Below are 24331 nucleotides of genomic sequence, written 5' to 3' on the forward strand. Positions count from 1 at the left end.
CACCACTCAATCTATCGGCCTCCTTACTAGTATTTACTTTATGGTGAATTTCTTAGTTTTTAATCATGACGTCGTTTTAGAGTTAAAAACTAGTCATATGTAGGTACATTGGTTTAAAGATGGGTTCACTGCGGGGACTCCTTTAATGTTAAATTTTGATAATATTATTCTCAATTGGATAATCGGGTTGGAATTAAGAAAGAGTCAGTATATAATGAATCTTGTATGTAATGATAATCATTTTCATTAAGAGGATTATTTAAAAATAGAAAATAGAATAAATGGGGATTATGAAATGAGATTATGGATGTTAGTAGTGGCAGCTGTTATCTTATCTTTCGTCTCACTGTTTATAGGAGCCATAGATATTAAGCCAACTGATTTATTGGATTTCCAATCAGATGAAGTTCACATTTTTCTGGTAAGTCGTTTACCACGATTAATGGCTATTATCTTAGCTGGTGCAGGTATGAGTATTGCCGGGTTGATTATGCAATCATTGAGCCGCAATAAATTCGTATCTCCTACAACAGCAGGTACGTTAGATGCAGCAAAATTAGGTATTGTTATAGCAATGATTTTTTTCACAAATGTTACATATATGCAGAAAATTATTTTCGGTTTTACCTTTGCCCTAGTTGGAACGTTTATCTTTATGCGTCTATTAGATCGCATTAAATTCAAAGATGTTATTTTTGTACCACTAATCGGTATTATGTACGGAAATATCATTTCATCAGTGACAACCTTTTTAGGCTATGAAGCAGAAATTTTACAAAACGTGAGTGCATTCTTTCTCGGTAGCTTTACTTTAGTTGTTTCCGGCCGCTATGAGTTACTGTATGTAGCAGTACCAGCAATCATTCTTGCTTATATTTTTGCGAATAAGTTCATGGTTGCGGGGATGGGCGAGGATTTTGCGAAGAACCTAGGTTTGAGCTATAAAACGGTATTGAATATCGGTCTCGTTTTAATTGCAGTTATTTCAACGACAGTCGTTTTAACCGTAGGTGTTATCCCATTCTTAGGATTGATTGTTCCTAATATCGTCTCGCTGTATCTAGGGGATAATTTACGCAAAACCATTCCTCATACTATTGTGCTTGGTGCCGTATTCCTCCTTGTATGTGATATTCTGAGCCGTATTGTTGTAGCTCCGTATGAAATTCCGGTTAATACAACGGTAGCGGTTATCGGTAGTGCAATCTTCTTAATCATGTTACTTAGGGGGAAAGCATATGCAAAGTAGTGTGAAGAAGGGTAATACAATAAAACTTTTAATTTTAGCAGTGATTGCGATTCTTTCAATTATTGGCTTCTTGTTTTACAACATTCAAGGCGGCTTTAGCTATGCCTTTCCGAAACGTGTAGTACGAGTTTGTGCGATGATTATCACAGGCGTTGCGATTGCGTATGCGACAGTTATGTTCCAAACAGTAACACGCAACCGAATTTTAACACCATCCATTATTGGTGTGGATTCGATGTATGAAGTAGTCCAAACGGTGCTTTATTTCTTCTTAGGATCAGCATCAGTGTTCGTAGTTGACCGTTATGTAAACTTTGGGACAGCAATTGTGGTGATGGTTATCTTCGCATTACTATTGTATCGTTTCTTATTCCGTGCAGATAAGTATCCAATTTTCCTTCTGCTATTGGCTGGGATGATTATCGGTACATTGCTAGGAAGCTTAGTGACATTTTTACAAGTCATCATCGATCCAATAGAATATTTGAGTCTTCAAAGTCGTTTATTTGCAAGCTTTACCAATGTGAAATCGGAACTTGTGGGAATTTCCGCAATTATTTTACTGGCTTGCTTCATTTATGGCAGCCGAATGATGCGTGATTTAGATGTGATGAATTTAGGTCGTGATACGGCAATTAACTTAGGTGTGAATTACGATAAAATCGTGTTGAATGTACTTGTATTGGCATCGATTTTACTGGCAACATCAACAGCCTTAGTGGGTCCGATTACCTTCTTGGGACTAATCGTATCAAACTTGGCTTATCAATTTTTAGTTACATACAAGCATTCTGTTCTAATCCTGGGAGCAAGTTTAATTAGTATTATTGCACTTGTTGGTGGTCAGTTCCTTGTACAGCACGTTTTCCATTTAAATACGACGCTTAGCGTTATTATCAACTTTATCGGTGGCGTATACTTCATTTACTTATTACTTAAAGAAAGTAGGGCAGCAGGATGATAGAAATTAAAGGATTAACAAAGTTTTTTGGTAAAAAGCCTGTTGTAGAAGATGTGTCGGTGAAGATTGAAACGGGTAAAATCACATCATTTATCGGACCAAATGGCGCTGGTAAATCGACGTTATTATCCATGGTTAGTCGCTTACTAGATTCAGATACTGGTGAAGTGTTATTAGATAATGACAATGTGAAAAAGATGAAGTCTCAAGATTTTGCGAAACGTGTCGCAATCTTGAAGCAATCCAACTTTATTAACGTGCGTCTAACGATTCGAGAACTTGTGGCATTCGGTCGTTACCCGTATTCAAAGGGACGTTTAACAAAAGAAGATAATGCTAAAGTAGACGAAGCTTTATCCTATATGAATTTAATCGATATGCAGGATAAATTTTTAGATGAGCTGTCCGGTGGTCAAAAACAACGTGCGTTTATTTCAATGGTGATTGCACAAGATACGGAATATATTCTACTGGATGAACCGTTGAATAATCTAGACATGAAGCACTCTGTCCAAATTATGAAAATTTTACGTAAGCTTGTTGATGAGTTAGGAAAGACGGTTGTTATCGTATTGCACGATATTAACTTTGCTTCTGTTTATTCAGATCGCATCGTTGCGCTTAAAGATGGTCGTCTCATAAAAGACGGCTTAACGAGTGAAATCATAAATTCTGAATCGCTTCGTGATGTGTATGATATGCACATCCCAGTTCAAGAACAGGATGGATGCCGAATCTGTGTCTATTTCCAATCACAATAATTTTTTGGAAAATATGTATTGACAATGGGAAAGAAAGTCAGCTAAGATTGAGGTATCTAATTGATAAAGATAATCACTCTCAATTGCGAAGGGTGTACAATTTTAGGAGGAGAACTTGAAAATGAAAAAATGGAGTATTTTAGCTGCAACTGCAGCGTTGACTTTAATGTTGGGTGCTTGTGGTACGGACGAGACTAAGGAAAAATCTTCTGGTGAAACAGAGCAGACTTCAACAGATAAAGAAACTTCAGCTGAATCAAATGCAGCATTCCCAATGACAGTTAAATCATTAACGGCAAGTAGTGAAGATCGTGAATCAGGCAGTTCAACTGTATTTGAAGATGTCACGTTCAAAGAACAACCTAAACGCATCGTAACACTAGATTACGGTTTCTTAGATACCCTTGATGCATTAGGGGTTGAAGGAATCGTTGGAGTTGCTGCTAATGGTGGTAAAGGGAATATTCCTGAACATTTAAAAGAAAAATACATAAACGATGACGTTACTGACGTCGGTTCTTTAAAAGAACTAAATTTAGAAGCAATAGCTGCAGCTGAGCCAGATGCCATTTTCATTTCTGGTCGTCAAACTTCTTACTATGAAGAGTTGAAAGAAATCACACCAAACGTAGTCTTTATCGGTTCTGATAACACGGACTACATCGGTGGTGTTAAAGAATCAGTTGATTTAGCTGCTAAAATCTTTGATAAAGAAGATGAAGCTAAAACACTGAATGATAACTTAGAAGCTAAAGTAGCTGAAGTTAAAGAAAAAGCTGCTGGTTACGGAAATGCTTTAGTAGCGATGTACAATGATAAGGCAATCTCTGGTTTTGATGATGGGAAAGAGTCTCGTTTCGCATATGTATACAATGATTTCGGCTTCAAGCCAGCAACAACTAATATTGAAACAGGATCGCACGGTTCTGACTTCTCTTATGAGTCAATCTTGAAAGTTGATCCAGAAGTATTATTAGTAGTTGATCGTGGTGTTGAATCGGTTGACGTACTTAAAGGCCAAATTGAAAATGATATCATTAAGAAAACACGAGCTTACAAAGAAGGCAAAATTGTCTATCTTGACGGAACAAATTGGTACTTTTCTTCAAATGGTATCACTACTGAAGTAGAAAAAATGCAAGAAATTTTAGATGAGTTAAAATAATTCACAAAGGGAGCATGTCTCAATCAGGGCATGCTTTTTTTACAAAAGGAGTATGTTATGTTTGTTCAAATGCGACGCACTGTAGTAACTGAGGGGAATGCTCATAAGATTGTTGAGCGGTTTAAGAAAAACCCAGAGAAACCATCAAAAGTTGAACAACGTGAAGGCTATATTGATCGAGAAGTGTTAGTGAAAAAAACACGTCGTGGTGAAGAAGAAGTAATCGTATTGATTCGTTGGGAATCAGAAGAGGCTTGGAAAGCTTGGGAAAAGAGCCCAGAGCATATCGAAGGCCACAAAAAGAAAATCGCTGAACATGGCGGCAAGCCACCAAAACCAGATTATGTTATCTCTTCAGAGGGCGGCGGCTATTACGTACAATAAGCGATGATGGCAGATAATAGGATTTACACTTGAAGTGACAGCCCGTAAAAACACCTCCAATGGAGGTGTTTTTCTTATAGTGTTCGAGCAAACCGGAATCCAATCGTCTCAAACAATGCTCAGCCCAATGTCCCCCTTGTAAATTGTACATCTCTGTTCCTTGAAATTGAGCTAAGGAAAACAATTAGAAATTTATGTTAAAGTAAATTCATATAATCTATCTAAAATGAGGTGTGAGACTGTTGAAAAGGCTTTTTGTTGCCATTAAACACGGAGACCTGCATCAAATGAAGGCTATCTTGAAGAAAAATCCAGCACTCATTAATTGTACAGCCAAACACCCCCCAAAAAAAGATGATGGACAATCACCTTTACAGGTAGCGATTAAAACGGGAAATTTTAAAATTGCAGATTATTTGATTGATGCCGGTGCAGATGTGAATTTTATCGAGTCTGAAAGTTGTAATGAATGGAAAATGCCTGTCATACAAGATGCGATAAGAGCCACAATAATGAGTTCGAGGTTTCTAACATTTATGTATAAAAACGGAGAAAAAGTGTGGGAGCCCTATAACACAAAAGAGCAATTCAATGCAGCCTTTACTCTGTTAAAAAAAATAATTGAAGCAGGCGCAGATATTCATTCGTATGATTCATACGGGAATTCTTGTTTAGGAAGAGCGGTACTGGATGCCAAGCAAGTTATACCAGCCGGAGTTCAAGATCCCAAAGATAAGCGGCCATTAAATAATGAATTAAAGGAAGATTTAACGGTGGTTTTTCGTTTGCTTTTCAAGAGTGGAGCCAATATAAATGAAGTGCATACAGATAAAGAGAAGAGCAAGATGATTTTACACAGTTTTTATAAAATAGAGGAGCTCATACTGAATAATGCCGAGGACCAAGCGGGGCATATATAAGAAAAGAATCCATTTTACTAATGGATTCTTTTTCATTATCGAACAATAGGTGTTTAGTAAGCGGACCATCCCGCATCGGCAGCCATAACTACCCCGTTAACGTAAGAAGATTCGTTACTAGCTAAGAAAAGAGCAATATCTGCAATTTCTTCAGGTGTGCCGGCACGCGGCATCAGGTTTACCCCACGCGTTGCATACTTTATACCTTCCATGTCCATTCCTTCCATTGAAGCGACTAACCCTGTTTCTACTTGTGCTGGAGCGATTGCGTTACAGCGAATTCCTTGCGGACCATAGTGTGAAGCTATGTTTTTTGTCATACCCGTTACGGCGTGTTTAGCAGCTGTATACGTGAAGCCTCCACGTCCCCCAGTTAAGCCGGCAATCGATGAAAGGTTTACAATTATGCCACTGCCTTGTGCTTGAAATAGTGGCAATATTTTACGTGTGCTTCGCATAACCCCGCCAACATTAATATCCATAACACGCTGCCATACATCATCTTCTACATTGTGTGCAGCCTGCATTTTATCTAACACACCCGCACAATTCACTAAAATATCAACGCGGCCGAAAGCTGCGACAGTATCATCGATCATTCTCTGAATGTCTTCTTCAACTGCTACATTAACTTTCACACCTAGAGCTTGTACGCCTTTATCTTTAAACATTTCAACTGTACTATTTAAAGCCTCTTCATTGAAATCCGCAATGACTATTTTTGCCCCTTCTTGTGCATAACGCCCTGCAATTGCTTTGCCGATCCCATTTGCACTACCTGTAATAATGGCTACTTTATCTTGTAATCGTGTCATTTTATGTTTCCTCCCAACTAATATGTGTGATCATTAGTATAACTGAAAATTACCTTTTTTATAAAATAATCGGAAACCCAATAATTTTAAAAGTATAATAGTGTAAAAGAAGGTGAATAGATGAATAAGAAACAAGAACGTCGCAATCAGATGGTTACGGCTGCGCATAAGTTATTTGCCCAAGAAGGTTTTGAAAAAGCAACCATGCAAAGAGTGGCAGATGAAGCAGATGTGGGTGTTGCAACACTTTTTCGATATTTTCCAGATAAAGAGGCACTGATAATAGAAGTCGTCAAAAGAATTATTGAAAAGCAGGTTCCTTACTTTGAAGAGATTTATGCGGTCAATAAACCAGGCATTGAAAAAGTGGATGATGTGTTAACTACATATATTCGATTTATTTTTGAAGAAAATCAGGCATCGATTAAGCTTCTGGAATCATTTGAGTTATATATCGTGTTTCATACAATTGACATGCATTTACTAGAACGAATTAAAAAAGCATATAGTGCAGTCTGGGAAATCATATTAAAGATCGTGAAGGAAGGGAAAGAGGATGGTTCTATTCAGCTTTCAATTAGTGATGAACAAATCATAAGAACCATGCTTAGTATGTTTGGTACATCCATCAAGAAGTATGCACTCTATTCTATTTTGCCTGAAACGATTATTCCTGTTCCTTCACGAGACGAATTAATCGGTGCAAAGAGAGTACTATTAACCTATCTGCAGCACCCAAAGTAAAAGAGTAGTCTAGTTAATAGACTACTCTTGATAATTATTTAACAAAGTTTATTTCCAGAAGTTTAGCTACAATTGCATCTGTTAACTCTTGTGCTGTTTGCGGAACAAATTTAGTTAAGATTTGATTAATCATCGGGCCCATCATTCCGGCAGCTGTAATATCTAAATAACCCGTCATGTTCGTTGTGTTTTCGTCGATAGATTCTGCTTTGAAATAACCGCCGCCGATGAAATTATCTGAAAGACCCTTTAAATCAAATAGTACTTCACTTGGTTCGTTCCATTCTTTAATATCTATTTGAAGCTTGACCTTTTTTTTCATGAATCCTAAGTCACCTTTGAAAGACCAAGTGGATTGACGCTCTGTGATTACTTCATGATCAATATAGCCTGGTACAAGAGGTGCCCAATTATTCATATCGTGGACAAAAGCCCAGATTGTTTCGATATTTAGCGGTACTTCTACTGTGTGCGATCCTTGCGGCATCATTAGCACTTCCTTTAGTTATTAGTTAGTTGCTGCGTGTTGACCTGCTAAAAAGCCAAATACGATGGCTGGTCCAATGGTTCCTCCTGCGCTAGGATAAATAGGGCCAAGCGGATTGCCGGCAGCGTTTCCAGCGGCGTATAAACCAGCAATTGGTTCTTCATTAAAATCTACTACCTGTCCATTTTCGTTGATTTTCGGTCCGCCATTTGTACCAAGTGCGCCTAGATAGATGGGTAATGCATAGAAGGGACCTTTTTCAATCTTACCTAAGTTCTGTTTTGGACTGCCGCCGCCTGTTGTTAAGGCTTCAAACTGGATGGTACCGCGATTGAAGTCAGGATCAACACCTTGATCACAGTAAGCATTCCACTTTTGAATTTCCTCTTCTAAACCGTTTGCATCTACGCCGATTTTTTCTGCAAGTTCATGGATGGTTGCCGCTTGATCAACCCATTCTGGCGCAGGATCTCCAGGCATCATGGTGACAATTAATTGGCTGTCTTTTAGCTGTTGATCGAAAATCATCCAAACGGGTGCTTTATTAGGGAAATCAATTGTTACCGGGTCGTAATTAAAGAAGGCGCGCGGCATGTCATTATAGGTTGTCCCTTCGTGTACAAAACGACGTCCATGTTTATTGACTACAATTGAATTAGGTCCTTGACGACCACTGCCAAGCTGAGCCATGACACGGTCTTCGTATTCAAATGTCGGATCGACCATTGCGGGATACCACCATGCCTCACTCATATTCTCAAGGGCTGCACCCGCTTTCATTGCCATCTTCAATGCGTCCCCTTCATTACCAGGAGGGGTTACCGGATGTGTGAATTCAGCTTTTAAGAAGGTTTTGACTAATTGCTTATTCCATTCAAATCCGCCTGAAGCTAAAATAACCCCTTTTTTTGCTCCATAATAATGCGTTTCCCCATCATTTGTTTCAGCAATAACGCCTATTACTTTACCGGTTTCATCCATGATTAATTCTTTTCCTGCTGTATGTATAAGCGTTTCAGCACCTCTGTCTAAACAAGCTTTAAACATGGATGCAATAAGAGAACGGCCCATTGTAACAATGTTTTCCTGCATGCGTTCTGCAACCACCTGAAAGTCAATACCACCAACGGCGCCGCCCTCTTCTAAGGTAAGAGGTGGGAAGAGTGGGTTTTGGCGAACTAAATTACCCCATTCACCAATTTCATTTAAACTATATGGTGCAGGATCTAACGAACGCGTTCCTTCTTTTAAGGCCTCGTCCATATGGGCGTAATATTCAGGATAGGATTTTGGTGTGACAAATTTTACTGGCGTATGATCATGTAAAAATTGAATGACTTCATGTCCCTTTTCTACGAATGTTTCAATCATTTTATCATTAGCTCGATCTAAAGCTAATCGTTTAATATAGCGGATGGCATCTTCTTGATTATCTTCAAAACCAGCCTCTTTCATGTAATGATTCACTGGAATCCATGGTACGCCGCCTGAAAAAGCTGTCGTTCCACCGATTTGATGTGTTTTTTCTAATATCAGCACTTTTGCACCGTTATCAGCTGCGGCTATAGCAGCACTTAAAGCAGCGCCGCCTGTGCCTAAAACGATTACATCAACTTCTTTATCCCATTCTATATGTAGTGAGTTTCTCATAGGCTAATCCTCCTCTAAAATTGATAGTAACGCTATCATTAATTTAATTATCTGATATAACAGAAAATTACGCAAGAATATTTATAGAAAATAAAGGAAAAAGATATTCTTTATCTGAGTTTTATTAGAGGATAGGAAAAAAGGGACCAATGGACAGCCCCTTAACAACTCCTAAATGATTTGACCAGCGGGTACAAGTGATTTCGATACATACTCTTTTACATGATTAGCTGAAATATAACCAAATACAGTAGTTGGTCCTAATGTGGATCCAGGACCTGGGTAAACACGTCCCATAACAGATGCTGAACAGTTCCCTGTTGCATATAATCCTTCTACAGGCTGACCGTTTTTTAAGGCTTGACCATGCTCATTGGCAACAATTCCGCCTTTTGTACCTAAATCACCAGGATAGATTTTACATGCATAAAACGGCGGTTTTAACATTGCCCCTAAGTTTGGATTTTTGTAGGTCGGATCACCGTAATAATTATCATATGCTGAGTTCCCACGGCCAAAATCTTCATCTGTCCCGCTTTCAACAAATCGATTAAATCGTGTAACAGTAGATTGTAAACCTTTTAAATCAATCTCACATTTACTTGCAAGTTCTTCTATAGTAGATGCTTTGACAAAGAACCCACTCTCAACAGCTTTCTTAGGTGTCATACGAGGCAGCATATCACTAAAAAGGTATTTATTTCGATTCCGGCTTTCGAGTATGAGCCAAGAATGAATAGCTTTCCCGTTTCTTTCGTGTCGTTCTAAAATAGCGTGACCAGCGTCGACATACGATTCTGATTCATTGAAATATCTTTCGCCAGTTTGATCTACAATGATACAGTGAGGCATTGAGCGTTCATAGACTAGAAACTTACGTGCTCCATTTGCATCCAGTGTGGCAGGGCCCCACCAAGCGTCATCTAAAAGAGCTGTATCAAGGTTATGCTTTTGTGCAATGAGCAGCATATCTCCCGTATTACTTTCGCTGGCAGAGGTCCAGTTCGTATCTACATTATGATATTTTTTACGTAATTCTGGATTTCGTTCAAACCCACCTCCCGCTAAAATAACACCTTTACATTTAATGAAATAGGGTTGATGATCTTTCTCTACTTCAATTCCAATGATTTTGTCATTTTCAATGATTAGGTCTTTTAATGGGGTAGAAAGCCGAAGCGGCACTTTTTTATCTAAGGCAATTTGTAATAAGCGTGAAACTAAGCCAGCACCAATCGAAATGGCTTTCTGCCCTTTGACTTTTCGTTTAAAGCCGTTAAAAAACATACCGACAACTGTATTGAAGTCTTTGGCATTCGTAAAGGCTTTTGGCAATGATGCCACTTTCCCGGAATATAGCGGCATAGGGGCTTCTAATTCTCCTGAACACATGGTACTTGCATAATCACCTAACAAGTTTGAATCGAAAATCTCACCCTCAATTGAACGACCGATTTTTCCTCCTGGCTTCTCAGGATAATAGTCAGGATAAAGTGAGCCGGCTACCCATTTCATACCGAGATCCTCAAGGAACTTCACCATTTTTTGCCCATTTTTTACGTAGGCTTCTTTTCGTTCATAGGTAGAGGCAGGACCTGTATCTTCGATAACAGTTTGCATATAAGTTAGAGCTTCTTCATCACTATCTTGTAACCCAGCCTTTTTTGACACATGATTATTCGGAATCCATAAACCGCCCCCTGAAAGAGCTGAAGACCCGCCCCAAGCCGAGCTTTTTTCAATGAGTAATGTACTTAAGCCGTTGTTTGCAGATGTAATAGCTGATACTAGTCCACCTGCACCGCTCCCAACAACCACAACGTCAAATTCTTCATGCCATTCCATAATGACTCCTCCTTATTTAATTCACTGTTTTAAAGCGCTTGGAACTAAAATGAGTACCTAAACCCTAAACAAGAAAGCGTTTTCATTTATTCGTAAACAATTTGTCTCTATAGATAAATATACAGGTTGTATAGTTAAATTATACCATTATAAAACAACTGATTATAGACGTTTAAGGTATGAAAAACAATTAAAGATTTTTATCTTTACTCTGTTCGTTTGGATCTATCTGTATTCAAACGGTAGTTTTTTGTATGATTCGTTCACGTCTTCAGATTTGCTGAACGGAAAAATATTCTAGAAAAGTTCAAAGTAGTTTGTTAATAGAAGAGGTGTGTGGCAGTATAGGCATAGATGGACATTTTTTAAAATTGTAATTTGTAATGGAGGAAACCTGATGGCGGAATTGCCGAAATGCCCGAAGTGTAGTTCAGAATATACATATGAAGATGGATCTTTATTGGTTTGTCCAGAGTGCAGCCATGAATGGACAATAGGTACAGAAACGGAAGAACAACCAATAATTAAAGATGCTAACGGAAATAAACTCAATGACGGTGATGCAGTGACGATTATTAAAGATCTTAAAGTAAAAGGAAGCTCATCGGTTTTAAAAATGGGTACTAAAGTAAAAAGTATTCGACTAGTAGAGGGCGACCATAATATTGATTGTAAGATTGATGGCTTTGGTGCGATGAAATTAAAATCTGAATTTGTTAAAAAGATATAAATGTGTAAGTGCAGAAAAGCCATTTCAAGAAAATGGCTTTTTTGTGTTTTAGGCAACAATAGGTTTCCAAATAGAAAGCCTTTTGTTTAGGATGAAGCGACTGAATGGTTTCGTTGTTTCTGAACTTCTTTCAGTTCGGATACGGTCACGAGTTGATACTGTTGTTCACTGAGTAATCGTATGATCTCTTCAGCTGCTTCGGCACTTGTTTGATAAATATCATGCATGAGAATGATTTTACCATCATCGGCTTTGCTCATTACCTTATGGATAATCTCTTCTTTATTTCTTATCTTCCAATCTTCGGGATCGATGTCCCAGAGAGCAATATCCATACTCTTACATGAAGCAATGACTTTATGATCAAAGGCGCCATAAGGTGGACGAAGGAGCGTAGGCTCATAATTACTAGAGTCTTTAATGATCTGTTGAGTTTTGTTTACTTGTAGGGCTATTTTTTTAGGGATTAACTTGGTTAATTGTGAATGATCCCAAGAGTGATTTCCAACTTCATTTCCTAATGCGGTCATCTTTTTGATGATTTCAGGATGAGTTTCAACCCTGCTTCCCAACACAAAAAATGTGGCATGAGCATTAAACCTCTTTAATGATTCTAGAATTAGATCAGTTGAGTCTACAGAAGGACCATCATCAAATGTTAAGGCAATGACTCTGGATTTTGGATCGATTTTCTTTGTTTGATCCGGGAGCTTGCTGATGACATGCGTTGGAACTCTGTCTAGCAGGTGATCTTTATTCGCGTTTTTTTCTTTGTATGTATGTACAAGACTGGCATTAAACAGCCTTTTTTTTATGGCCATTACTTTTGGTTTTTTAGATGAATTTTGCTCTGCTTGCATATAAAAAAGTAAGGTATCACCCTGCACAATAAATTGATTAAAGTCAGTTTGTTTATTCTTTACTTGGATGTGTTCTCCATTTGCAATATTCGAGAGAGTTTCAAGATAATCGGTCTCTTTTAAGAATAAATCATGAATCGTCAGCCTTTTTTGTGACGGTATATCAAAGGTAAGGAGTTGAAAAGCAGTCGTATTGTCTTCTTTAAAAAGAATAGAAACAGTCTGTTCACTGAAATGCTTAATCTCATAGGAAATTTTTTGTGAGTTTGGGATAGATGGGTGTTTAGTAATATGATCAGCTAATTTTCCTTCTGCATATGACGAAAGAATGGTATCAATCTTAGGGATATCCAGAACCGGGTAGCTTACTGTATAACCGTCTGTTTCATTAGTAAGTGTCTTAACGGCTACATCTTGATAGTTAGTGTCGTATTGTTTTTTCTTATTATCCTTGATCGCTATTGCTGTAGTACCTGCTAGTAGAACTATACTAAATACTAAAATAAAAATGCGTTTATAATTGGGTTTCATGATGCCTCCACCTTAAAGATTCTTAGATGTAACGTAGTGATAATTTAATAATATACTTGATAGAACCCTATATCTACCAATATATTAATAATGAGTCTAGGAAATATAATGGAGGTTATGTAATTAATGGAAGATAATTTTCAAGAATATAATATACCTGAACTTTATGATATAGAAAATGATTCCTTGCACGATCTCGCACTACTTGAAGAATATGCAGACTCGAATGGGATAAATATTGATTTAGCCTGCGGAACGGGTAGGGTTACCATTCCTTTTTCTGAAAAAGGCTATAGGTTGATTGGGGTTGATAACCATGAAGGGATGCTGTCCCGAGCAGAAGAGAAGACGAAGAATCCTTTGATTGATTGGGTTAAACAGGATCTAAAAAAATTAAAGCTCGATGTTACTAGCCAATTTATCTATATGGTTGGAAATTCATTTCAACACTTCCTGACAAATGAAGATCAAGATCAGCTTTTACAAAGTGTTCATGCCCATTTAGATGCGAACGGTGTGTTCATCTTTGATACGCGTTTTCCTTCTAAAGAGGAACTTTTGCAGCCGGAGACAGAGGAATATTGGCGTTCGTTTACTGATCACCTTGGCAGAAAGGTAGATGTATCGACAATTGCGGTTTATCAGGCAGTAACACAGGTTCAGACCTATTTGACCATTCGTAGATTTCAAGAGTGTGATGGCAGTATCTTAAAGACAGAATCTAAGATTTCATTACGGTATGTCTATCCCGGAGAAATGGACAGGCTATTAGCAAGTCATGGATTCTCTGTCGTCCATAGGTATCAGGATTGGCGTAAAACAGAATTGACTAATGATGCAACAAATATGGTGTATGTCTGCAGGAAAAGATAAAATGAGTTTAGCATAGTGAATGGGAGAGTGGGTATGACTAGAATCGGATTTATCAGACATGGTAGTACTGCTTGGAATAAGGCAGGAAGGGCACAGGGGCACACAAATATCCCACTGGATGCTGAGGGCCTGAATCAAGCACAAAGGCTTGCAGAGCGGCTAAGTAAAGAGAAATGGGATGTTATCTATTCAAGTGATTTAACAAGGACAAGACAAACAGCTGAAGCTGTTCATAAGAAACTGGGAGATATACCAATCTTTTTTGATGAGCGTTTGCGTGAAGCTGGCGGAGGGTTAATTGAAGGAACAACAGAAGCCGAACGAATAGAAAAGTGGGGCAGTGATTGGCGAAATCTTGATTTAAAAAGGGAAACTAAAGAAGATGTTGAAGCTCGTGGTCTGCCGGCTATTGAAGAAATGCTCCAAAAACATCCCGGTCAGAATATCTTAATCGTCAGTCATGGTGCTTTCAATCGGCATCTGTTAAATAAGCTGGTACCCGTTAAGGATGGGCATGGACCATTAAATAATACCTCGGTAACGAAAATTCTTTTGACAGCGGATAAATGGGATTGTGAATTGTTTAATTGTACACATCATCTCGAAGCAGTACTCGAAGCGGAATGAATTTCATTAATCAATCGATTGATTAAATGCTATAAAGCTTGATAGAGAGAGAATAGAGGGCAGTTTTTGAAAGATCTTCTTTGTTATAGCTTATACCTTCAAGCACACGGAATTTATTAATCAATCGTTTAATTAAATTTGAATGGTTAATCGTTTCGTTAAAGCTAGTTCATACCTTCGAATAAGAATATCGTGATAAAGTAGAGATATTAGTTTCAAAACGGGCAAGGAGTGTTGAGGATGATTAAGATTACAGATCGAGCGAAAGAGAAAATTAGAGAAATACAGGAGAATGATGAAGAAAACAGATTTTTACGATTTGGAGTAAGAAGTGAATGCTGTAACGAAATGCACTATTCCTTAAGCCTGACAAGAGAAAAATCTGATCAAGAAGAAATCCTACTTATTAACGAAATTCAAGTACTGATTCATACTGTCGATACTCGTTATATTAATCAGACAGAAATTGATTATCAGGAAAATGGCTTTTGGATCAATAACCCGAATCCTTTAGTGTCTCCCTTAAAATAGGGGGTGTCTGCAATAGAAACCTCTTTTTAATAGGATAGTCAGTCTATTTTAATAGATGACTATCTTTTTTTAGTTAAAAGTTGAAAGTACAAATGGAAATGTATAAAATGGATATATAGATAAGAACGTATGTTTGTTTTTGCTGGTGAACAATGCTCCGCATGATTAGAGGGGGGATGGGTTGTTACGGAATTTTTTATTATAAAGAACGCTTTAAGAATGATGTGATGAATTACAAGTTATCTGAAGAGCAGCTTCAATTTACGAATACACCTCTCGAGTGTGTTGAATGATCTGAGAGGGACAAAAGCAGGCATTGTTGAAAAGAATGAACTTGTGACCTTCTTTGTACTTCACGAAAAAGATGGGATATTCAGAAAATCGGAAAGCCTGTTATTGAGGGGATTTTCAACGGATTTCTATCATCAAGGAAAAGGGTATGCTAAGAAATCGCTGATGTTGTTACCTGGGTTTATACATAATGAATGTTCATATATAGGAGATTGTATTAGCCGTAAATGTGAAAAATAAAACAGCACAGTCTCTTTATAAAAAGTGTGGTTATGTTGATGAAGGTGCTCGAAAAATGGGAAGAAAAGGCGAGTTAATAATAATGAGCTATTATTTTTAATAAACAGCAAAAATTATCTAACATAAACAAAAGATTTTTTTTAGTTCGATATTAAAAAGAGTTTTCCTATTATATAGTGCTGGGAGCGATTAGATGAAAAAAGTGATTGTAGCTTATGCTTTCATTTACAATGAGGCTGAAGAAAAGGTATTAATTGTCAATAATGTTGGGGCTGGCTGGACACTTCCGGGTGGTGAAGTAGAGGATGGAGAAAACATCAAACAGGCTGTTATTCGCGAAGTAAAGGAAGAGACAGGTCTGACTGTAGAGGCGGGCCATATTGTTGCTGTCAATGAAGCCGTCATTACGGCAAGAGGAAATCAGCCTTTATTCATCACCTTTAGGGGACGGATTTCTGGTGGAGAACTTGGTGTACAAAATAAAACGGAAATTTCGGAGGTAAAGTGGGTGGAGATAGAAGCGGCGAATCAGTTCATCCCCTATCATCCTGGAGGGGTTCTAAATTTATTAGAAGGTTCTGTACCTTATTTATTTCGAAAACAATAAATAACTTTATACATCCATGTTAAACGGATAGAAGTAATGAATAAGAGTGTAAGAATACCGTAAACTGCCTCTTTTAAGTGAATTTCCAGCGGCTTCCGGATTCTTCCGTTCTTATCTAATTGCTGTATTTCTGGTACAATGGTGTATAGCACTATTTTGGAGGTTACTAACAACATGATTAAAGCAAATAGAAATGATCCTTGTCCATGCGGAAGCGGGAAAAAGTTTAAGAAATGCTGTGAACGTAAGGTTACGGAGATTCCTGTAATGATCAACTACGAGGAAGCTAGACAAATCCAGAAAGATCTTATCGATTATACAGAAAAACAGTATCAAGATGAGATCGTTAAACTTGCGGAAAAACAGCCAATTTATTCTACTTTAGATGAGGAAACACAAGATTTATATTTATTTAACTTTAGAATGTGGAGCATGCTGTCACAACCACTCGTCAATGGCCATACGATACTAGAAGAGTATTTAACTGAACAGGGTGACTCAATTATCCGGACAAAAACGAAAGAAATCGTTGAGTCATGGGTAAATACGGCTCCTTCATTACTAATGATTCAAGGAATCAATGAGGACGTGTTGTCTCTTGAGGATATTGTTACGAAGAAAACCTATTCGCTTCCAATGGATGGCTATCGGGAACAGAATATGGACGGCGATAGTTTAATTCTTGGCTATCCTGTTGAAATGGAAGAAGTCATGAGCTTCTTTACACCATTTATTAGTATTGAAATGCAGCATACTGAAAAAATTCTTGAAGCAATGAAAGAGCAATTGGCTGCATTTAGCGGTCAAGCTGAAGAGTTTATGGTAAAACAATTCCCTGAAGTGCTGAATACACTGTTTGCTGTAGTTAAAGGAAATGAACTTTCCGAATCTGCTGGGCTTGATTGGGGAAATGAGAAGCAAGAAGAAACTGCGCGAATTCTGCAAAAGGGGATGGAGCAGGAGGAGTATCCAGAGGAGCTTATACAGTTAACTCAGAAACTTTGGAACACATTCTGTCTGCAAGAATCACCTGTCATTCGTAAGCCGGAAGCATTTGCAGCTGCTATGGAATATGCTGTGAAGCAAATTTCAGCAGGTGAATTTGGTCTTTCTCAAGGGAAGCTTGCCGAGAAATATAGTGTAGGAGCATCCACTATTTCTAAGCGTTTTAAAGAAATTGAGACTGTACTTAGTGAGGAACTTACTCCTGCACGCTAAATGAAAAGTACCTGTTTAGTCAAACTGTCGAGATTCTCGACAGTTTTTTTGTTGTCTCTTTTTAGACTTTATTGAAGCTCAATGTGTTTACAAATTATGTGGATAGGCATACACTATAACCATTCAAAAAGTTTCGCATGGCAAACATTCTTTGTTGCAAGCCTTTGTTTTGTTAGGAGGGAACATCGAGATGAAAGAAACAAAAACATCATTACTTCCGCTTAATGAAAATAGTAAAGCGGCTCAAGCAGTTTTAGATGGAAAGGTAAAAGGGTGGAAACGAATTCTGCCGTTTATGGGACCTGCCTTTATTGCTGCTGTAGCGTATATTGACCCGGGGAATTTCGCGACGAATATAACAGCGGGTTCAACGTATGGATATTTGCTGCTATGGGTAATTGTTGTCGCTAATATCATGGCCGTGTTGATTCAATCCTTGTCAGCAAAGTTAGGTATCGCGACAGGAAAAAACCTGCCAGAGGTAGCACGCGACCGTTTTTCGAAGCCTGCTTCCATTCTTTTATGGATTCAGAGTGAGCTCGTCATCATCGCCACTGATCTCGCTGAATTTATTGGTGCAGCTCTAGGGTTATATTTGGTTTTTGGCATCCCTATGCTGCCGGCTGCCTTAATCACAGCAGTTTGTTCATTTGCGATTCTCGAATTACAAAGAAGAGGGTACCGAACCTTTGAGACGGTTATTACCGGAATGGTACTGATGGTTGTCTTGGCTTTCGCCGTTCAAACTTTCTTAGCGAAGCCGGATGCTGCGGAGGTTGTAAGTGGTATGTTCATACCACGGTTTGAGGGGACGGATAGTATTTTACTTGCTGCAGGGATACTCGGAGCGACAGTTATGCCGCATGCTATTTATCTTCATTCTTCTTTGACTCAGAATCGAATTATTGGTGTGAATGATTTACAGAAACAAAAAATATATAAATATGAACGTATTGATATTGTGGTTGCCATGATTTTTGCAGGGGCTATTAATATGGCCATGCTTGTTGTATCCGCAGCACTTTTTTTTAAGAAAGATATGATTACTGATGATCTAAGTGTTGCTTATGAAATGTTTGGTGTCTATTTAGGACCAGCTGCAGCTCTTTGTTTTGGCCTTGGCCTTTTAATAGCAGGTCTTTCTAGTTCATCAGTTGGAACGATGGCTGGAGATGTGGTGATGCAAGGTTTTATTAATAAACGAATTAACTTATATCTTCGCAGGGCAATTACCATGCTTCCACCGCTCATTATAATTATCGGCGGAATTAATGCAACAAAAGCACTTGTAGCAAGCCAAGTTATTCTTTCGTTCGGTATTGCTTTCGCTCTAGTTCCTCTTATTATCTTCACAAGTAATAAGTCACTGATGGGGAGTTTGGTTAATCGAAAGCTGACGACATTACTTGCTTGGATGATTGCAGGGATTGTGATTGTGCTGAATGCATACTTGTTATATAAAACATTCATGTAGAGATAGTAGTAAAGATTCACTAGTAAATATAATTGACAATATTCTGAATAATAAGTATGATTAATTCACACCGAATAAGTACGCTTTACAATTAAATAATGAAATTCTTATCAAGAGAGATGGAGGAACTGGTCCTGTGAAGTCTCGGCAAAAGGCTCTTTATGAGTACTGTGCCAATTCCAGCGAACGTAAAAATTGTTCGAGAGATAAGAAGAGACCCTGTAGTCTATTTATGTACAAAACTCTTCTTATCTATTGGTAAGAAGAGTTTTTTTGTTTTTAGTCCAAATAAAAGGAGACATAAACAATGACAAAAAAAGAAGAGACGACATTAAATTTTGACACAATCGCTTTACATGGCGGACAAGTGATGGATTCAGTAACCCGGTCAAGAGCTGTACCCTTATATCAGACAACGTCTTATGGTTTTGAGGATTCAGATCATGCGGCCTCGCTTTTCAAAATGGAAAAGGAGGGCTACATCTATTCGCGTAATGCGAACCCGACAAATGCGGTATTGGAAAAACGACTTGCCCAGCTTGAAGGGGGAAATGGAGCCTTTGCTGTATCCTCGGGGCAAGCGGCCATTTCTATAGCACTGTTAACACTTGCTAAGGCAGGTGATGAAATCGTTGCTACCAATGCGCTTTATGGAGGAACATATAATTTATTTTCGGTTACCTTTCCACGCTTTGGTGTAAAGGTACGATTTGTTGATGGAAGGGATCCTATTGCTGTTGCCGCAGCTATTACGGATAAAACAAAAGCTGTATTCACTGAAACGATTGGCAATCCGGGACTTCAAATTGCTGATTTAAAGGTTCTTTCAGAAATTGCCCATGAAAAGGGAATTCCGCTGGTCGTTGACAGTACATTTACCACTCCATACCTTCAAAAACCACTTGAATATGGAGCAGATATTGTGGTTCATTCTATTACAAAGTTTGTTGGCGGTCATGGGACTTCAATTGGGGGAGCGATCATTGATTCTGGAAAGTTTCCATGGGATAACGGTAAGTATCCTGAATTTACCGTGAAAAAGCCGAGCCTTAATAATCGTTCATATCTAGAAGTAGGTGGTTCGAATGCATTGATTGTAAAGGCACGTTTTGAGTTGGGGCATGATTTGGGAGCTTCACTTTCGCCATTTAACGGCTGGTTATTCATTCAGGGACTTGAGTCATTATCACTCAGAGTTCGCCAGCATGTGAGCAATGCGGAAAAAGTGGCTGCTTTTCTTGATGCTAATGAGCATGTTGCATGGGTTAATTATCCGACCTTAAAAGACAATCCACAATACGAGCTTGCTAAAACTTATCTGCCCAAGGGAGCAGGATCCATTTTCACCTTTGGAATAAAGGGTGGGCTAGAAGCAGGGAAGAGGTTCATTGATTCGGTTAACCTTCTTTCACATGTTGCGAATGTTGGTGATTCCAAGACATTGGTCATCCATCCAGCGAGTACAACTCATTCGAGGCTGCTTCCAGAAGAACAAGTTGAAGCGGGGGTTACACCTGAGCAAATCAGACTATCAATTGGACTTGAGGATATTGAGGACATTATTAATGATATTGACCAAGCACTTGAAGCAGCCGTTAAATATAGCGAAGCGAGCAAGGGGTGAAAGAGATAACTTTATTATTAGTGGATTTTGGTGATCTGGGTGAATGGGTCAAAACTGCGTAGGTGTTCAAAACATTAAATAACCCCTGAAAATCAGGGGTTATTTTTTATTCGTCTCGTTTAGACAAACAGTGATCACATTCCATTAGGTACGATTCAACCTGTTCATTGATATGAGTTCCGCATTCGGGGCATTGTTTGGACGGAAGATTTCTGAAAAATTCTTTAGATTTAATGATTTGCATTATTTATTCCTCCTTAGTATGAGTCCGTTTCAATCTTCACGTTTGGCCAAACAGTGATCACATTCCATTAAGTAAGATTCTGCTTGCTCACTAATTTCAATACCACATTCGGGACATTGTTTTGGCGGAAGGTTTCTGAAGAACTCCATTGGTTTAATTGTTTGCATAGTAGTTTCCTCCTCAAGATTAATCTTCTCTTTTTGCTAAACAGCGGTCACATTCCATTAGGTAGGATTCTGCTTGTTCATGGACTACATCACCGCATTCCGAACATTGTTTAGATGGCAGATTTCTGAAAAATTCCATTGGGTTTTTAGTTTGCATGGTAAGGTTTCCTCCCTTTTTATAGTACAGTTTGTTATTTTTGTTTCTTGTTGTAATACAGTATATACCCGTGATTTAGAAATGTATAGGTTTTTATAATAAAAAAATTAAAAAATCTGATAATTTATAAATAAGTAAAAGGACTTGCCATGAGGCAAGCCCTTTTACTTTCTTTTACTTTTTATTTTTTCTTCCGAACGGCAAGAATAATAGCTGCTATAGAAAGAATCAACGAAGAAATGGAAAGGATGAGAGGAGCAGTCTGGCTTGGAGAATCAGTATCTTCCACGTCGGCCTTGTTCGACTCTGTCTCTGTCCCTTTGTCAGGTGCCATCTGTTCTGTTTCTACAGCATCGTGTTCATGGTGGCTATCCTGTTGTTTAGGCGACGTACTGGCCGTACTTACCTTCGTTACTGAGTGAGGTGTTGCCGAACCTTCTTTTCCATTCCACTCAACAATGCTGCCATCTTTGTAATACTGAAAAGCATCCCATGCAATATCAGTTTCACTCTCCGGATTTTTCGCTACAAATGTAAACTGTTGGAATTGTCCAGCTAGGATTCCTTCACCTGTGGCCGTCCAAGAAACTGTTTGAACAGTGTTAGATGAACCTTTATCCAGCGTTACCTCCCATTCCGCAACTTGTTGGTAATTAACGAACGTTACACCATCTGGTATCTTTATAACGACTTTGGTTGTGGGAATGTCTTTTTCAACGGGTACCTTTATGGTGTAAGTTTCCCAGGCGGAAGGTGTTGACGCTGCTGGTTGAACGGATACGTGAGCACTTGCTGCTCCTGCAAATAAAAACACTCCTGTAAATGAGGCAATGATTACTTTTGAAAAAGTGCTGACTATATTTTTCATTCTTGTTATCTCCTAGCATTTATTTTGGTTTGCTGATTGTGATGGGAAAGTCCGCATCAAATGAATCGTACTCTTTGGTTAGCACATGAATAGACAACTTCCAAGAACCGTCCATAGAGATAATAGGTTCGGCTGTATAGGTTCCAGACTCTTTTTTCTTAAGCTCAATATTCCCTTCACCCATATTCATATTCGATGACACAAGCGTTCCAGTGATCTGTTCAATATCAGGTATATCCCCATTTTTCTTAGACAACTGGACCTTCATTTCGTTCACGCCTGTTTGAGAAGGCGTTAGCTCAAGGGAAATCTGGTAGTTTTCTATGGTTACTACTTGTGAATTGTCTATTTCATGAGAATTGGCAGTCGGTAGATTTGTCAGAAGTGCTGCCAACATAATAATAATCAGGCCGATTGAAAATTCAATCAGGACACTCGGTCCTAATTTTTTCTCTTTACATTTACCCCTAAAGGAATGGTAAGCTCCCATTCCAATCATAATCAGCATTAACAGTATTTTGCCAATGAGTACCTTTCCATACGAAGTGGTCACTAATGACTGTATGGAGGAAACATGCTGAACACTTGAATAGATACCGGTAACAAGGAGTATAAGGACAAAAACAATGGCAAATGCTGAAAAGCGCTGTATGGTTTGCCAATAAATCGAGTGGTCTTTTCCCTTTTTAGATTCTCCCGGCAACAGAATCACCAGGGCCAATAAAGTACCCAGCCATAAAGCCATTCCTAACAGATGGAAAAAATCCATAATCACAGCTAGTACTTGGTTATTGACTGCAGCTGTATGGCCGATAGATGCCTTGCATAGTATTAAAGCAGCGATAAGCAGAAATGATCCATAGGCAGCTGAAATTGCTTTTTTAGTTAGTAAAAGACTACTAAAAAGAATGACAAGCAAACCCATCTCTATCATCCAAATCGTTCCGAAGGTTGTATGAAAGATGGTCTCTTTTAATAAGGATATCTTGAATACCCTGTTCCATCCTACTTCAGCATCAGTTGTTGTCTGAAGCGGGAGGCTAAACAGAATACTGAGTGTCAGCAACGTAAAAGCTATCCAAATAATGCCCGAAAAGCGAGAGTTATAGGACGTTTTTTTTCGAGGATACAGCCATAAATGGAAAAATAAAAACCCAATTAGTAAGGAAAAACTAAGGTATTGCATGCCTTGTATTAGTATCTTATCAAGTCCAGGAAAATAAACCGAAGCATCATCTTCTGCATCATCTTTAGTAACAAACTCTTTGCCAATTGTGAAGGGGATGGTCCCTTCAATTGGGTGTCCGTCACTAGAAATTACCCGCCATTTTATAGTATATACACCTTTCCCAAGGTCTTGTTTCAACTTAGCAATCAGCTGTGTTTCATTGTCATCTGGAATAAAGCTTTCATCTAATTCGGCTTTCCCGTCCTCGCTGAAAACCTCAACATGGTGAAAAGCTGGTTGGATCGGTTCACTGAATACTAAGCTGATATTCTTGGGTGATGTTTCAAGCATTGTATTTACTGAAGGATTTGACTGTTTAAGATAGGCATGTGCCGATGTCATTTCTGGCAGTGCCATCAGGCAGATTATACAGACCATCAGCCAAATCATCCGTTTCATAATTTTTTCATCCCCCTTAGTGAGCAAATAGGATAGAGTTGGTCTCTAATATTATCTATTAACTAGTATAAACAATAATTGTGAAATAACAGTGAAAAAAAACTGATCATTTTAAATCAAAAAAAAAAGCCTGCTTGGAGGCTTTTTTTTATCTCTATCTTTAGATGCGCTTTGCGCCAATATATTTTGGTTTCCAATAGCTGTTGTTTGTGCTTGCTATTGATACGCCTTTAGAAGAAGCGGCGTGAATCATTTTGCTAGAGCCCATATAGATGGCTACATGTGTTGGTCTAGTTGCTTTATTTGGTGCGAAAAATAATAAATCACCTGTTGTGAGTTTGCTTTTGCTTACTTTTTTACCCTTTTTGTACATATCTGCTGCAGTACGAGGTAATGTTTTTCCGGCTTTCTTATATGAATATTTGACAAGGCCTGAACAATCAAATCCTTTTGGTGAAAGGCCTCCATATGTATATTTAACGCCTATATTTTTCTTAGCTGTTGTAATGGCTTGTTTATGATAAGTAGCAGCCTCACTCATAGATGGTGCAATAAAGCTGAAAATAGCGGCAATAGACAAGGCAGCGATCATTTTCTTTAACATATATTTATTCCCCCTGATGTGAATGCTAAACCTACTATAAACCAAAAGGGGTAACATATTAGTAACAGGGAGATTAC

27 protein-coding genes and 1 riboswitch are annotated in these 24331 nt (G+C 38.3%); of the genes, 16 read left to right on the plus strand and 11 right to left on the minus strand.

Translation table 11 applies throughout. From position 1 onward, the window contains the following. The first annotated feature begins 295 nt into the window (after window positions 1-295). The 6 genes from MHI18_RS12235 to MHI18_RS12260 all read left to right on the plus strand — a co-directional run bounded on the left by MHI18_RS12235 (window position 296) and on the right by MHI18_RS12260 (window position 5440). Window positions 296-1249 (plus strand): ABC transporter permease, encoded by a 954-nt coding sequence (locus tag MHI18_RS12235; protein WP_340847770.1) that lies wholly within the window; start codon window positions 296-298, stop codon window positions 1247-1249. Then, complete coding sequence (locus MHI18_RS12240; RefSeq protein WP_340847773.1) at window positions 1239-2210, plus strand: iron chelate uptake ABC transporter family permease subunit; 972 nt, start codon at window positions 1239-1241, stop codon at window positions 2208-2210. Before MHI18_RS12235 ends, MHI18_RS12240 begins: the two co-directional genes overlap by 11 nt. Then, window positions 2207-2971 (plus strand): iron ABC transporter ATP-binding protein, encoded by a 765-nt coding sequence (locus tag MHI18_RS12245; RefSeq protein WP_340847774.1) that lies wholly within the window; start codon window positions 2207-2209, stop codon window positions 2969-2971. Before MHI18_RS12240 ends, MHI18_RS12245 begins: the two co-directional genes overlap by 4 nt. Before the next feature lie 121 nt (window positions 2972-3092). Then, window positions 3093-4136 (plus strand): siderophore ABC transporter substrate-binding protein, encoded by a 1044-nt coding sequence (locus tag MHI18_RS12250; protein WP_340850278.1) that lies wholly within the window; start codon window positions 3093-3095, stop codon window positions 4134-4136. Window positions 4137-4193: 57 nt separating this feature from the next. Continuing rightward, entirely contained in the window at window positions 4194-4520 is a 327-nt protein-coding gene (locus MHI18_RS12255; RefSeq protein ID WP_340847775.1) for an antibiotic biosynthesis monooxygenase family protein, read from the plus strand. A gap of 242 nt (window positions 4521-4762) precedes the next feature. Next, window positions 4763-5440, plus strand: a complete 678-nt coding sequence (locus MHI18_RS12260; RefSeq protein WP_340847776.1) for an ankyrin repeat domain-containing protein — start codon at window positions 4763-4765, stop codon at window positions 5438-5440. Window positions 5441-5493: 53 nt separating this feature from the next. Here MHI18_RS12260 and MHI18_RS12265 read toward each other — a convergent pair whose 3' ends face one another. Beyond that, a complete protein-coding gene (locus MHI18_RS12265; RefSeq protein WP_340847778.1) occupies window positions 5494-6255 on the minus strand; it encodes a glucose 1-dehydrogenase in 762 nt (253 codons plus the stop codon). Window positions 6256-6375: 120 nt separating this feature from the next. Here MHI18_RS12265 and MHI18_RS12270 point away from each other — a divergent pair, with 120 nt between their 5' ends. Further along, the gene (locus tag MHI18_RS12270; protein ID WP_340847779.1) at window positions 6376-6999 is read left to right on the plus strand and encodes a TetR/AcrR family transcriptional regulator; all 624 of its coding nucleotides are present in this window, start codon (window positions 6376-6378) and stop codon (window positions 6997-6999) included. A gap of 34 nt (window positions 7000-7033) precedes the next feature. On the opposite strand, the gene MHI18_RS12275 is transcribed toward MHI18_RS12270, so the two are convergent. From MHI18_RS12275 to MHI18_RS12285, 3 genes are all read right to left on the minus strand, one after another. Next, entirely contained in the window at window positions 7034-7486 is a 453-nt protein-coding gene (locus tag MHI18_RS12275) for a CoxG family protein (RefSeq protein WP_340847781.1), read from the minus strand. A gap of 21 nt (window positions 7487-7507) precedes the next feature. Next, window positions 7508-9136, minus strand: coding sequence for an FAD-dependent oxidoreductase (locus MHI18_RS12280; protein WP_340847783.1), 1629 nt, complete (start codon window positions 9134-9136; stop codon window positions 7508-7510). Window positions 9137-9307: 171 nt separating this feature from the next. After that, on the minus strand, window positions 9308-10981 hold the full coding sequence (locus MHI18_RS12285; protein WP_340847785.1) for an FAD-binding protein: 1674 nt from the start codon (window positions 10979-10981) through the stop codon (window positions 9308-9310). A gap of 397 nt (window positions 10982-11378) precedes the next feature. Between MHI18_RS12285 and MHI18_RS12290 the strand changes: the two genes are divergently transcribed. Further along, window positions 11379-11711 (plus strand): zinc ribbon domain-containing protein YjdM, encoded by a 333-nt coding sequence (locus tag MHI18_RS12290; RefSeq protein ID WP_340847786.1) that lies wholly within the window; start codon window positions 11379-11381, stop codon window positions 11709-11711. Between the two features lie 86 nt (window positions 11712-11797). On the opposite strand, the gene MHI18_RS12295 is transcribed toward MHI18_RS12290, so the two are convergent. Next, complete coding sequence (locus MHI18_RS12295) at window positions 11798-13102, minus strand: polysaccharide deacetylase family protein (RefSeq protein WP_340847787.1); 1305 nt, start codon at window positions 13100-13102, stop codon at window positions 11798-11800. A gap of 126 nt (window positions 13103-13228) precedes the next feature. On the opposite strand from MHI18_RS12295, the gene MHI18_RS12300 reads away from it, so the two are divergent. The 8 genes from MHI18_RS12300 (at window position 13229) to MHI18_RS12335 (ending at window position 20587) form a co-directional block, all read left to right on the plus strand. Continuing rightward, window positions 13229-13975 (plus strand): class I SAM-dependent DNA methyltransferase, encoded by a 747-nt coding sequence (locus MHI18_RS12300; RefSeq protein ID WP_340847789.1) that lies wholly within the window; start codon window positions 13229-13231, stop codon window positions 13973-13975. Between the two features lie 33 nt (window positions 13976-14008). Then, entirely contained in the window at window positions 14009-14602 is a 594-nt protein-coding gene (locus MHI18_RS12305; protein ID WP_340847791.1) for a histidine phosphatase family protein, read from the plus strand. A 240-nt stretch (window positions 14603-14842) separates the two neighbouring features. Further along, window positions 14843-15133: a HesB/IscA family protein gene (locus tag MHI18_RS12310; protein ID WP_340847793.1), complete on the plus strand. Its 291-nt coding sequence runs from the start codon at window positions 14843-14845 to the stop codon at window positions 15131-15133. A gap of 285 nt (window positions 15134-15418) precedes the next feature. After that, window positions 15419-15664 carry a hypothetical protein gene (locus MHI18_RS12315; RefSeq protein ID WP_340847794.1) on the plus strand — a complete coding sequence of 82 codons (246 nt, stop codon included), beginning with the start codon at window positions 15419-15421 and terminating at the stop codon, window positions 15662-15664. A gap of 193 nt (window positions 15665-15857) precedes the next feature. Then, the gene (locus tag MHI18_RS12320; RefSeq protein ID WP_340847796.1) at window positions 15858-16271 is read left to right on the plus strand and encodes an NUDIX hydrolase; all 414 of its coding nucleotides are present in this window, start codon (window positions 15858-15860) and stop codon (window positions 16269-16271) included. 174 nt (window positions 16272-16445) lie between these two features. After that, window positions 16446-17489 (plus strand): SEC-C metal-binding domain-containing protein, encoded by a 1044-nt coding sequence (locus tag MHI18_RS12325; RefSeq protein WP_340847797.1) that lies wholly within the window; start codon window positions 16446-16448, stop codon window positions 17487-17489. Window positions 17490-17679: 190 nt separating this feature from the next. Then, a complete protein-coding gene (locus MHI18_RS12330; RefSeq protein ID WP_340847799.1) occupies window positions 17680-18963 on the plus strand; it encodes an Nramp family divalent metal transporter in 1284 nt (427 codons plus the stop codon). Window positions 18964-19067: 104 nt separating this feature from the next. Then, a riboswitch (SAM riboswitch) is annotated at window positions 19068-19176 on the plus strand. 94 nt (window positions 19177-19270) lie between these two features. Further along, window positions 19271-20587: an O-acetylhomoserine aminocarboxypropyltransferase/cysteine synthase family protein gene (locus MHI18_RS12335; RefSeq protein ID WP_340847800.1), complete on the plus strand. Its 1317-nt coding sequence runs from the start codon at window positions 19271-19273 to the stop codon at window positions 20585-20587. Between the two features lie 106 nt (window positions 20588-20693). Here MHI18_RS12335 and yhfH (MHI18_RS12340) read toward each other — a convergent pair whose 3' ends face one another. The 6 genes from yhfH (MHI18_RS12340) to MHI18_RS12365 form a co-directional block, all read right to left on the minus strand. Further along, on the minus strand, window positions 20694-20831 hold the full coding sequence (gene yhfH / locus MHI18_RS12340) for a protein YhfH (RefSeq protein WP_340847801.1): 138 nt from the start codon (window positions 20829-20831) through the stop codon (window positions 20694-20696). A 29-nt stretch (window positions 20832-20860) separates the two neighbouring features. Next, on the minus strand, window positions 20861-20998 hold the full coding sequence (yhfH, locus tag MHI18_RS12345; RefSeq protein WP_340847802.1) for a protein YhfH: 138 nt from the start codon (window positions 20996-20998) through the stop codon (window positions 20861-20863). Window positions 20999-21017: 19 nt separating this feature from the next. After that, window positions 21018-21155: a protein YhfH gene (gene yhfH / locus MHI18_RS12350; protein WP_340847803.1), complete on the minus strand. Its 138-nt coding sequence runs from the start codon at window positions 21153-21155 to the stop codon at window positions 21018-21020. A 181-nt stretch (window positions 21156-21336) separates the two neighbouring features. Beyond that, entirely contained in the window at window positions 21337-22023 is a 687-nt protein-coding gene (locus MHI18_RS12355; protein ID WP_340847805.1) for a YcnI family copper-binding membrane protein, read from the minus strand. A 19-nt stretch (window positions 22024-22042) separates the two neighbouring features. Next, on the minus strand, window positions 22043-23650 hold the full coding sequence (locus tag MHI18_RS12360; RefSeq protein WP_340847807.1) for a copper resistance protein CopC: 1608 nt from the start codon (window positions 23648-23650) through the stop codon (window positions 22043-22045). Between the two features lie 160 nt (window positions 23651-23810). Then, on the minus strand, window positions 23811-24254 hold the full coding sequence (locus tag MHI18_RS12365) for a C40 family peptidase (protein ID WP_340847808.1): 444 nt from the start codon (window positions 24252-24254) through the stop codon (window positions 23811-23813). Window positions 24255-24331 lie beyond the last annotated feature (77 nt).

Source organism: Peribacillus sp. FSL H8-0477 (genome assembly GCF_038002765.1).
Taxonomy (GTDB): domain Bacteria; phylum Bacillota; class Bacilli; order Bacillales; family DSM-1321; genus Peribacillus.